9 protein-coding genes are annotated in these 12313 nt (G+C 48.7%); 2 read left to right on the plus strand and 7 right to left on the minus strand.

The window, feature by feature from the left end:
* Window positions 1–52: 52 nt before the first annotated feature.
* The 5 genes from HR45_RS16410 to leuA form a co-directional block, all read right to left on the minus strand.
* A complete protein-coding gene (locus tag HR45_RS16410; protein ID WP_037445185.1) occupies window positions 53–1405 on the minus strand; it encodes an outer membrane protein transport protein in 1353 nt (450 codons plus the stop codon).
* A 534-nt stretch (window positions 1406–1939) separates the two neighbouring features.
* Window positions 1940–2545 (minus strand): 3-isopropylmalate dehydratase small subunit, encoded by a 606-nt coding sequence (gene leuD / locus HR45_RS16415; RefSeq protein WP_037445187.1) that lies wholly within the window; start codon window positions 2543–2545, stop codon window positions 1940–1942.
* 1 nt (window position 2546) lies between these two features.
* On the minus strand, window positions 2547–3956 hold the full coding sequence (gene leuC, locus HR45_RS16420) for a 3-isopropylmalate dehydratase large subunit (protein WP_037445189.1): 1410 nt from the start codon (window positions 3954–3956) through the stop codon (window positions 2547–2549).
* Window positions 3956–5050 (minus strand): 3-isopropylmalate dehydrogenase, encoded by a 1095-nt coding sequence (gene leuB / locus HR45_RS16425; protein ID WP_037445191.1) that lies wholly within the window; start codon window positions 5048–5050, stop codon window positions 3956–3958. The genes leuC and leuB overlap by 1 nt, the downstream gene beginning before the upstream one ends.
* A complete protein-coding gene (gene leuA, locus HR45_RS16430) occupies window positions 5047–6615 on the minus strand; it encodes a 2-isopropylmalate synthase (RefSeq protein ID WP_037445194.1) in 1569 nt (522 codons plus the stop codon). The genes leuB and leuA overlap by 4 nt, the downstream gene beginning before the upstream one ends.
* Window positions 6616–7102: 487 nt before the next feature.
* Between leuA and HR45_RS16435 the strand changes: the two genes are divergently transcribed.
* Window positions 7103–8857 (plus strand): hypothetical protein, encoded by a 1755-nt coding sequence (locus HR45_RS16435; RefSeq protein WP_037445196.1) that lies wholly within the window; start codon window positions 7103–7105, stop codon window positions 8855–8857.
* On the opposite strand, the gene recQ is transcribed toward HR45_RS16435, so the two are convergent.
* On the minus strand, window positions 8839–10638 hold the full coding sequence (recQ, locus tag HR45_RS16440) for a DNA helicase RecQ (RefSeq protein WP_052074811.1): 1800 nt from the start codon (window positions 10636–10638) through the stop codon (window positions 8839–8841). The genes HR45_RS16435 and recQ overlap by 19 nt on opposite strands.
* 252 nt (window positions 10639–10890) lie before the next feature.
* Between recQ and rarD the strand changes: the two genes are divergently transcribed.
* A complete protein-coding gene (rarD, locus tag HR45_RS16445) occupies window positions 10891–11784 on the plus strand; it encodes an EamA family transporter RarD (RefSeq protein ID WP_037445198.1) in 894 nt (297 codons plus the stop codon).
* Here the strand turns inward: rarD and HR45_RS19130 are convergent.
* On the minus strand, window positions 11752–12291 hold the full coding sequence (locus HR45_RS19130) for a PH domain-containing protein (protein ID WP_052074808.1): 540 nt from the start codon (window positions 12289–12291) through the stop codon (window positions 11752–11754). The two genes, rarD and HR45_RS19130, sit on opposite strands and share 33 nt — an antisense overlap.
* Window positions 12292–12313 lie beyond the last annotated feature (22 nt).

Genomic DNA, 12313 nt, shown 5'->3' on the forward strand with positions numbered 1-12313 from the left:
TGCCGACAAAAAAGCCTCGCTTAGCGAGGCTTTTTTAACGACTGAGCACAGCTTACATTTTGTATGTTAACTGCAATCCGGCCAACCATACGTGGCCAACTGACTCACCGTTGTAGGTAACCTGCGCCAAGTTCAACAATGATTGAGTTTCATTGATGGGTGACTCACCACGCGCCTTGATATAGGTCACACCTAAATCGAGCGTCATCGCATCAGTCAACGCATAGCCAGCACCTATGCTGAACCATAAACGATCACTGTCTGGAATGGTAATCGTACGGTTTTTGTCTGCCACCGCAGTTTTATCCAAAGCAACACCTGCACGCAACGTCAATGCCTTGCTCGCTTGGTAAGTACCGCCGACAGAGTAACGCCAGTTATCTTTGAAATGCTCTTCTTTAACCAGATCTGATTCTGCACCAGACAGCGGCTTTTCATCGTGTGGGAAGTACACAACTAATTCATCAAAGCTGCTCCAGTCAGTCCAGTTGATACTCGCCTGTAAAGCAAAGTCGTCGGTGATCTGATGATAAGACGCCAGCTCAGCAAATGCAGGCAACTCTAACGGAATGTAACCAGGCACAGTGGCAGAACCACCAGTGTACATTACACCGCGCGCATTCCCGTCTAAATCAAGCTTCACTTTGCTGCTATAGGCTAAACCAATACGGTTGTTGTCATCGATCTGCCAGCTAGTACCAGCGCGCCAACCCATACCGTAATCGTCACCTTTCAGATGCTTCAGCTCAGTACCAGATGGCGGTAGTTGTGCAGCTACCGCAGCGGGTACGGTAGGAATAGCGCCAATAGCATCGATCCAAGCTGGTGCAGTAGCCCCAATTTCACCCTTACCGTAAACAAAGCGCATACCACCGCCGACGGTGAAATGACGATCGATCTTATAGGCAATATTCGTGTTGAGCTCTACCGTGGTGACTGAGGTCTTGTTGCCAAAGATTGAGGCAGCATGCGTTGCAGGCAACTCGGTCTCTAAGCCATAGTTTGAGTTAACCGCCAATCCCCATGTCCAGCGATCATTAAGCTGACTAGAGTAATAAAAGTTAGGCACTACCGCGTTATTGGCCACGTCATCTACGCTCGCGTCCATAGTGATCGTCTGCGGCAATAATGGTGAATCAATTGATAAGGTGCCTGGCGTGTTTACTGATGGCATCACATACACGGCACCTACTGAAACCTGACGACCTTTCAGATAACTCAACATGGCCGGGTTACGTGCTTGTACTGATGGATTCTCTGCCGATGCTGCTTCACCAGCAAAGGCACGGCCCAAACCTGTGGCAGAAGATTCAGCCAATTGGAAGCCTGCAGCATGAACAGGTAACTGAGCGCCCATCCCCAAAAGCGCCACTGATACCAGTGTCAGTTTGAATTTTTGAGTCATTGTTGTTCTCTTATTGTGAGTTCGAAAATGGAGTACAGCTTATTGTTTTTCTGGCATGCGAGTTTACTTTTGTAGAATATCTTTGCAAGCAAAAAGCCAAAAACAGCAGATAACACCGCTAAGTGATTAATAACAGACTTAATCACTATAAAACAAACGTTTTAAACAATGACTCTGGATGCGATAACGCTATATCACTCGCTATCAGTAAGCAGCGACTTTAGAGTAAAAACTTAAATTTAGCTATTATTCAGTGAGTTATTAAAATCGTGCTAGTGAACATATGTACACTTAAGCGGACTTCACTTTTCAGCATAAATATCTAGCAGCAGGATAAAATTCGGCCATTCCATTACAAAAAAGCTGCGCCATTGATTGTTCACTCGATGACATTACGTCAGTTTGCGCTACTGAGTAACACGAGTATTAAGGCGTGGAAAGCAAAGGTAAATGACAATTTAGGTACAAAAAAAATAGAGGCATAAATGCCTCTATTTTTAGCTATGCTGGCCGACCATTACGACCTGTGTTTAGTTAACCACGCCAAGCAGGCACAGTTTGCTCGTACTGGCTGATCTCAGCTTCATGGGCCAAGGTCAAACCAATCGCATCTAAGCCATTCAGCAATTTATGGCGAGCAGATTCTGCCAGTGTGAATGGGAACTCAGCGCCCGATGGTGACACCACTTTGCACTGTTCCAAATCCACGGTGATCTGCACGCCTTCACTGGCACTCACTTCCACAAACAACTGCTCAACCTGCTCTGCTGGCAACTTCACTGGCAGCAGGCCGTTGTTGATCGAGTTGCCATAAAAGATGTCAGCAAAGCTTGGCGCGATAATCGCCCGTAAACCGTAATCGGCTAGTGCCCACGGTGCGTGTTCACGGCTCGAGCCACAACCAAAGTTTTCCCGCGCCAGCAAAATGGTCGCGCCTTGGTAACGTGGTTGGTTCATCACAAACTCTGGGTTGGCTTGCTCGCCCGCATCATCGAGATAACGCCAGTCGTGAAACAGATGCACGCCAAAGCCATCTTTGGTGACTTTGGACAGGAACTGCTTCGGAATGATCTGGTCAGTGTCGACGTTAGCGTTGTCCAGCGGCACGGCAATCCCTTGATGTACAGTAAATGCCTGCATGTTACTTCTCCTCTGCTGGCTGACGAATGTCAACGAAGTGACCGGCAATCGCCGCAGCGGCAGCCATTGCTGGGCTAACCAAATGGGTGCGACTACCACGGCCTTGGCGGCCTTCGAAGTTACGGTTGCTGGTCGACGCGCAGCGATCGCCCGGTTCCAAACGGTCATCGTTCATCGCCAAACACATAGAGCAGCCCGGCAGACGCCATTCAAAACCTGCTTCGGTGAACAGCTTGTCCAAACCTTCCGCTTCCGCTTGGGCTTTTACTTGGCCCGAACCCGGCACCACAATCGCACTCACGGTTGCAGCTACTTTGCGGCCTTGAATTTGCGCCGCAGCGCTGCGTAGATCTTCAATGCGTGAGTTAGTGCATGATCCGATAAAGACCTTGTTGATGGCCACATCGGTCATCAACACGCCTGGCTCTAAGCCGATATATTGCAGTGCTTTTTCCATACTGCCTTTGGTGACCGGATCGGTTTCATCGGCGGGATTTGGCACCGGTTTATCAATCGCCACCACTTGGCCTGGGTTAGTGCCCCAAGTCAGTTGTGGCGCAATATCTTTCGCTTCCAACGTCACAGTGGCATCAAACACCGCATCTTCATCGGTTTTCAGCGCTGACCAATCGGCTACCGCTTGATCCCAATCGCTGGCTTTCGGTGCAAAGGTACGGCCTTTTAAGTATTCAAAAGTGGTGGCATCTGGCGCCACCATACCGGCTTTAGCGCCCATTTCGATGGCCATGTTACACAAAGTCATGCGACCTTCCATCGACAGGTTGCGAATGGCTTCACCGCAGAATTCCACCACATAGCCAGTGCCGCCATCCATGCCGATTTTACCGATAATCGCCAGCACGATGTCTTTGGCGGTAATGCCATCTTGTACACTGCCGCGCACTTCAATCTTCATGGTTTTGGCTTTTAACTGACGCAAGGTTTGGGTTGCCAGTACGTGCTCAACTTCTGAGGTACCGATACCAAATGCCAGCGCGCCGAACGCACCATGGGTAGCAGTGTGCGAGTCACCACACACAATCACTGTGCCCGGCAAGGTGATGCCCAGCTCTGGGCCCATCACGTGTACAATGCCTTGATTAGGATGGTGAATATCGTACAAGCGCACGCCAAAGTCTTCACAGTTTTGCTGCAAAGTTTCCACCTGAGTCCGCGCCATTGGGCTTAACGCATCTAAGCTGGCGCTCTTGGTGGAAGTATTGTGATCCATGGTGGCGAAGGTTTTTTCTGGCGCGCGCAGCTTGCGGCCCGCCATTTTCAAACCACTAAACGCTTGTGGCGAGGTCACTTCATGCACTAAGTGACGATCGACATAAATAATTGGCGCTTCGCCCGCAGGCTCGGCCACAATGTGGGCATCCCACACCTTTTCATATAAGGTCTTACCCATTACACACCTTCCCTCACGGCTTGCGCGATAAAATCACCCATCTGGCTGGTTGATTTGGCATTGTGACGCTGATCCGCTGCCAGTAATTCACCAGTCAGATAGCCTTCGGCCAATGCTTTACCTACCGCACGTTCAATTGCGCTGGCAGCTTCTTCTTGTTGCAGACTAAAGCGCAGCATTAATGCCGCTGACAGAATTTGCGCCACTGGGTTTGCAATGCCTTGACCAGCGATATCTGGCGCACTGCCACCAGCTGGTTCAAACAAGCCAAAACCGCTGCCGTTAACTGAGGCGGAAGACAACAAGCCCATAGATCCGGTCAACATGGCGATTTCGTCTGACAGAATGTCACCGAACAGGTTTGAACACAGCACCACGTCGAAATCGAATGGGCGACGCAGCAACTGCATAGTGGCGTTGTCGATGTACATATGTTCCAGCTCAACGTCTGGATAATCTTTGGCAACCTCTTCCACTACTTCTCGCCACAGCACTGAGCAGGCCAGCACGTTAGCTTTATCAATTGAGGTCACTTTTTTGCGGCGGCCCTGAGCGGTTTCAAAAGCGATTTTAGCGATGCGGCGGATCTCTTGGCGGCTATAACGCATAGTATCGAACGCTTCTTCGGCTTCACCTTCGCCTTGGCGACCTTTCGGCTTACCAAAGTAGATGCCACCAGTCAGCTCACGCACACACACCACATCAAACCCTTGTGAGGAGATGTCAGCACGCAGCGGTGACAAACCTTCTAAGCCCGCATGCAGCTTGGCCGGACGCAGATTACAAAACAGCTCGAAGTGACCGCGCAGTGGCAGCAATGCACCGCGCTCAGGTTGTTCATCAGGTGGCAAGTGCGTCCATTTTGGGCCACCGACCGAACCAAACAAAATCGCATCTGCGGCTTCACAGCCTTTCAATGTGCTTTCTGGTAATGGGCAACCTTGGTTATCAATGGCGGCGCCGCCGACATCGTACTCGCTGTAGTTGATCTCCAGACCAAAACGTTGTTCTACTGCGGTCAGCACTTTACGTGCTTCAACCATCACTTCTGGCCCGATACCATCACCAGCAAGTACCGCTACTTGATAACTCATACTCCCCCCAATTCCTTTTTTGCTAAGATTTTTTGTTTCTGATCTGCCACCAGATCAGCACGACGAACCAAGTTCATCACGTAAATTAATGCTTCGGCAGACGCTTCGACCACATCGGTCGCCAAGCCCACACCGTGGAAATTCTGCTCGCGATATTTAGCTGTAATATCCACCTGCCCCAATGCATTTTGACCTTGGCCTTTCGCCCCTAATTGATAGCTGATGATATTGATCTGTTCACCACCCAATTCGGCAATCGCGTTATAGGTCGCATCGACTGGACCATTACCATGCGCCTTGGCTGTTTGCGCTTCACCATCAATGTTCAAGGTCACGGTGGCGTTAGCACCACCTTCAATAGAATCTGACTGGATCTGCAACTGCTGCAGTTTGTAGTGCGGTTCACGGTCAGATTTACCTTCCATGAATACCAAGGCTTCCAAATCATAATCAAATACTTGGCCTTTCTTATCAGCCAATTTCAAAAAGCTGTCATACAGTTGATCCAGTGAGTAATCGCTTTCGCTGTAACCCATCTCCTGCATGCGGTGTTTGATCACGTGACGGCCTGAACGCGAAGTCATGTTCAGGTGGTTACGGTTCAAACCGATGCTCTCTGGAGTCATGATTTCGTAGGTGTTTTTCGCCTTCAACATGCCATCTTGGTGAATCCCAGATGAGTGAGTAAAGGCATTACCGCCAACGATCGCTTTGTTGGATTGCACAGGCATATTGCAAATCTGGCTGACCATTTGAGAGGTGCGATAAATCTCTTTGGTATTGATGTTGGTTTCAACGCCCATCACGTCTTTGCGAGTCGACAGGATCATCGCCACTTCTTCCAGCGAGCAGTTACCGGCGCGCTCGCCGATACCGTTGACGGTACATTCAATCTGACGTGCGCCATGCTGCACAGCAGTAATCGAGTTGGCTACCGACAAACCTAAGTCGTCGTGGCAATGTACCGAAATCACCGCTTGGTCAATGTTCGGCACGCGGTTAAACAGGGTTTGAATGATACCGCCAAATTCGTTCGGTACGGTGTAGCCCACAGTGTCAGGAATGTTGATGGTACGCGCACCCGCAGCAATGGCAGCTTCAACCATACGGCACAGATTATCAATCGGGGTACGGCCAGCATCTTCACAAGAGAATTCCACATCGTCAGTGAAGCGACGCGCGTACTTCACTGCGCCCACAGCCATTTCTAACACTTGGTCAAATGAGCGTTTCAGCTTGCTTTCAACGTGAATGTTCGAGGTTGAAATAAATGTGTGGATACGGAACTGCTCAGCTACTGACAGCGCTTGCGCCGCAGCATCAATGTCTTTCTCTAACGCTCGCGACAACGCACATACGCGTGAATTTTTGATGGTGCGCGCAATGGTTTGCACAGATTCGAAATCACCTGGAGATGAGACAGGGAAACCCACTTCCATGATGTCTACGCCCAGACGTTCAAGCGCCATTGCGATCTGTAACTTGTCTTTTACCGACAAACTCGCGGCCAGCGCTTGTTCACCATCACGCAGCGTGGTATCGAAAATAAATACTTTATCAGACATCTGGATTCTCCGTAGGGGATCACTTTCTTCGATTAAAATACGTTAAAAACAAAAAACCCCGCGACAATGGGCGCGGGGTTTTGAGTTGTACTTGCTGTCTGGCAAACAGCCTTAACTCCTCCGCGCAGCACCTGCGAGAGTAAGGAGGAGGAGAGAGAGAGTTACGTTAGTTTGCATGCCAGTCAGCCAATATTCTTACAAAATTCTCGCGGTGATAATTATTCACCGAATTCAGAGTGGTTCAATAAATAACCGTGATAAGGTTTTCTGTCAACATCAATTTGCTAGAAATCGTTAAATCTTCCATTTTTGTTGCACTTTGATGATTCATACGCGCCAAATTTTGAGAAATAGTGAGTATATGTCATATCAACAAAATGTAATAAATGCAGTATGCATCAATTTTTAACCAGCCACATTTGCTGAAAAAACGTTATAATCCCGCCTTGTCGTTTCAGTCATGATACCAATGCCATACGGAGATTAAATGGACTTTCGCAGTTGGATCTTGAGCCTGTTTCTCTGCACCTTGGCAACGTTGGCTCATGCCGATGAAATGGATCGCCTCGCTACTCAGATTTATCAATTTCCGAATCAAGCTGCGAACAAAATCGGCGAGCTGGAGCAACATCAGGATAAGTTATCTTCTAGTGAACAACTGCGGCTACAGCTACTAAAGTGTCAGTTGATGATTCAGTTAGGTGACAACTCAGCGGCAATTGATATCGCTCAGCAGGGGCAGCTAAGAGCTAAACAAGCTAAACTCGACATAGTTGCCCCCTACTTCGAAGTTTGTGCAGCAGAGGCTTATCAAGATATGGATGAGCTGAAGCAATCACTGCCTTTATTAGATTCTACCGCTCTCTACGCCAAGAAAAATAGTGACTATCAACTACTCTTTTCCGTATTAAGGCTGCGTGCTGAATCAGAAAATGAATTAAGTAACTTTGCTGCAGCCATTGAAGATCTGCGTCTTGCAATGGATATTTACCCCGACATCCAACATCAAAGCGAAGCATGGTTAAACCCTCCTCTAGCCTACGTATATGCAGATATGGCATCTGTACTGCAAGCAACCGGCGACTATTCGCAAGCCGATTACTATTTAAATCTTGCGCAAGCTGAACCAAGTTCGAATGGCAAAATTAGGCATGTCCTCTACCTGATGCAATCTCGTGTTGCTCTCGACCAAGGCAAAGTAGAACAGAGTAACTCGCTGCTTAATAAGGCAATTGAAACCTTGCACTTAGTGCAGTCGGATGTTGAAAAAGCGCCATCATACGCGCAAATATCAGCCATCTACTTGATGCTAAATGAGCTTTCGGAAGCAAGTAAATACAGTAATCTCGCACTAAACTTGTACGAAAAATTGGGTATTAGTACAGGGACTATAGGTATTAGCCGACTCGCTGCACGCATAAAAATGCGGCAAGGAGACTTAGAAGGCGCGCTCAATGAAACAGATAATTCATTGTCATTGTCTATAGCACTCACCCAACCTTTTGACACCGCGGCTTCACAGCAACTTCGTGCAGAGATCTTGTATAAACAAGGCAAACTAGAGTCAGCTTATCAAGCGTTGCAGTCGGCTATAGTTGCACTGCAACAGGCGCAAGATAAACTCAATAGCACGCAATTTATGCAATACAAAGCCAAGTTGAGTTTACAGGAACAGCAACAGTCTCAAGCACAACAGCAAATCAAAGCCGCGACTAACAATAGTGAGCAAAAACTAAAACGTGCATATACCATGATTTACGCACTGTTACTGGTGCTGGTTGCGGTTATTTTTTGGATCATCAGTCGCTATAAAAACTGGTATCCCAAAGTGAGTAAGCCAACCGCTGATGATAGTGAACAATGGGTAGAAGCCATGATTGAGACGGCGAAAGCGGCGGGTTATCCGTTGAGCTTATTAATTGTCAATATCAATCATATCAAGCAGGTGGATCTACCAGATGTAATTGAACAGGCTACGCATCGACTACGTGAACAAGACAAAATCATTCGTCACTCTGTTGACGAGTTACTCGTGCTATTGCCACATACATCAGCCGAAGGCGCCACCCGCGTGGTACGTCAATTGGAGCCGGTACTGCATATGTTCAGTATGCAACCAGCATCGATAGGGATGGCAGAGATGAAACAACCAGATAATCTGCAATCACTGATCAAACGCGCCAATGTCAATCAATTATCTCGCACGCGAGAACGAGGCGTACCTCAAACTTCGCTGAGATAATCGCCAATCTCATCAATAAATTGCTGACCAAAACGCGCCCATTTACGTTCGCCGACACCACTGACGGCTAACATTTCAAGCTCAGTGGTCGGCATGTTCGCCGCCATTTCCGCCAAGGTCGCATCATTAAACACCAAATATGGTGGCACATCATATTCTTCGGCAATACTGCGCCGCAGCGTTTTCAAACGAGCAAACAGTCGTCGGTCATAATTCAGCGGCGCACGACTATTCCCCGTTTTATGCGTCATCGGCTTGTGCGTCATGTGCGATAGCGTTAAACGCGGTTCCGCCAGCATCAACGCCAACTCGCCACGCAGTATCGGCCTCGCCGCTTCAGTTAAGCGCAGACTAGAACCACGGGAAATATCTTGATTGATAAGCCCTAGATGAATGAGTTGCCGAGTTACGCTCAACCAGTATTCCGCGCTCTTATCTTTGCCAAGTCCCCAAGTAGACAGCTTATCGTGGCCCCGCTCAGTTATTGGAGCCGAACGGCCTCCGCGCAGCACCTCAATCACATAATTCAAACCAAACTTTTGCTTCAAGCGGTAAATGCACGACAACACCTTTTGCGCATCTTCGGTGCCGTTGTAGCGTTTCGGCGGATCTAGACAGATATCGCAGTTGCCACAAGGTTCAGCAGCCTCACCGAAATAATGCAGCAATACCTGACGGCGACAGGTTTGCGCTTCGGCAAACGCCACCATAGTATTGAGCTTATGCAGTTCCACTTGCTGTTGCGGCCCCGGTTCACTTTGGTCAATCAAGTGCCTCACCCGCTGAATATCAGCCGGGTCAAACAGCATCAGTGCCTCTGACGGCATACCATCACGACCTGCACGGCCCGTTTCTTGGTAATAGGCCTCAATACTTTTGGGCAAATCATAATGCACCACAAAGCGCACATTGGATTTATTAATCCCCATGCCAAACGCCACTGTCGCCACCACGATTTCGAGCTGTTCTTTTAGAAAACGATCCTGCACGCTGGCACGCTCTTCGGTGCTCATGCCCGCGTGGTAACCTTCAGCGTGAAAACCTTGCAACCTCAATCCTTTCGCCACTTCATCCACGCGGCGACGGCTAGCGCAGTACACTATCCCTGCCGCACCTTGTTGCGTCTTAATAAACTGCCGTAATTGGTTAGCAGCATTGAGTTTTTCTGCCACTGTGTAGCGGATGTTGGGGCGGTCAAAACTGGATAATAAGGTGAAAGGGGCAATATTGAGTCGCTGACAAATATCCTGACGCGTGGCTTCATCGGCGGTAGCGGTAAGTGCTGCGATAGGCAGTGCTGGGAATAGCTGTTTTAGCCTGCCGAGCTGGGCATACTCAGGGCGAAAATCATGCCCCCATTGGCTAATACAATGCGCTTCATCAACGGCAATCATATCAAGCGGCAGGTGATGTAAACGCTCGATAAAGTCGTTACTCATCAACCGCTCTGGCGCGATATACAGCAGCTTGATTTCGCCTTGATGTAAGCCCCTCAGTATCTGAAATTGCTGATCGCGACTAAGCGATGAGTTGAGATACGCTGCATTAACGCCCATCTGTTGTAGTGCATCCACCTGATCTTTCATCAGCGAAATCAGCGGCGAAACGACTAAGGTAAGCCCTTGCATCAGCAAGGCTGGCAATTGATAACACAGGCTTTTGCCACCACCAGTGGGCATGATGATAAGGCAATCTTGACCATCGAGTAACTGCTCAATGACTTGTCGTTGGCCCTGACGGAATTCTCGATAGCCAAACACTTGCTGCAGCACCGCATCCATAGCGGAGACATCAGCAGTCAATTTCGGCAAGGGTGAATTTTCGAGACTTGATTCCATTAACACGGCATAACAACTTAAGGAGGGTACATTGTACTGAAGCACTGAGCATTAAGCATCCGTAATTGGCAGCTAAATTCATTGAATGATCAGCAACCATTACTGCTCACGAATTGGTGCATATCATCTTTTGCTTGAATAACCGACAGTTACCCAGCACAATCTCTCTCCCTCACCAAGACCACCATAGTCAACATGGCCGATACAGAATACCGCAAAGGCATAGTGCTTGCGCTTAGTGCTTATATTTTTTGGGGCTTTGCACCACTCTATTTCAAACTTATCCAGCAAGTCGCGCCGTTGCAGATCCTCGTACATCGTATCGTTTGGTCGTTCGTATTGATGGGCATACTTATTGCGCTCATGGGCGGTTATGGCCGCATCAGACAACTTCTAAAGCAGCCTAAGCAGCTGCTGGTGTTGACCATCACTTCGATATTGGTTGCGGCCAACTGGCTTTTGTTTATCTGGGCGGTGAATAATGATCACCTCTTAGATGCCAGCCTCGGCTATTTTATTAATCCCCTAGTGAACGTGGTACTTGGGTTACTGTTTTTATCGGAGCGGTTGAGCAAACTGCAGTGGTTTGCCGTAGCACTTGCTGCATCAGGCGTAGCAATTCAACTGATCTCATTTGGCTCCATTCCCGTGGTGTCACTTGCGCTGGCGGGAACTTTCGGGGTTTATGCGCTGCTGAGAAAAAAGGTCAACATTGATGCGATGACGGGGTTAGCGGTCGAAACCGCTATTTTACTGCCGCCAGCACTGTTGGTGATGTGGTTTGCCGAGGGCGAACAGGCATCGCACATGCTCACCAACGGCTGGCATCTCAATCTGTTATTAGTGGCAGCCGGGGTCATCACCACCATTCCACTACTGTGTTTTGCTGGCGCTGCCGTGCGCATTCCCTTGAGCACTCTGGGCTTTTTCCAATATGTCGGCCCCAGCATTATGTTTGTCATGGCCGTAATTGTGTTTCACGAACCGTTTGATATGGAAAAAAGTGTCACCTTTGGCTTTATCTGGAGCGCGCTTCTAGTGTTTAGCTTCGATATGCTACGACGCCGTCGTCGTTTGACTGTCGCGTAATTGTTGCAGCAATACGGACGCCTGTGGCGAGCTCAGCAGCAGACTAAAACCCAATTTTGTCGGAATAAACAGGACGTGCTGAGTATCGGATACAGCCACTAGCGCTTTGCCGTCCTGTTTTAGCTGGAACCATCCCAAATGGTAGCCTGGCAATCCTACACCATTGGTGCGCCACGACAGCGCTGGAGCTTGTTGACTCTGCATATCCACCACTTTGGCACCGGTCAAATCCAAGTCGCTTAAGGCAATATGGCGACCATAAAGTGGCATATCAATCTGTAAATCAGTCTGCGCCACCAGCAAAGTAGCGTGATTTGCCTGCCAGTACATCCACCCAAAAAAACCAACGGTCGCAATCACGAGACCGGCAGAAACTGAAGTTGCCGTGGCAGGCATTGGCTTTTGCCAAATAAATAACATGATGACAATCAGAAAGATGATAAGCCCGGCAAAACTCCAATGCGCGGCAGTTGAAAGTGGGGCTAATACTGAAGTTTGATGTTCCATATCCATATTCCTCTTGAATGAA

Origin of the sequence: Shewanella mangrovi, from assembly GCF_000753795.1 — a bacterium.
In the GTDB taxonomy this organism is placed as follows: Bacteria; Pseudomonadota; Gammaproteobacteria; order Enterobacterales; family Shewanellaceae; genus Shewanella; species Shewanella mangrovi.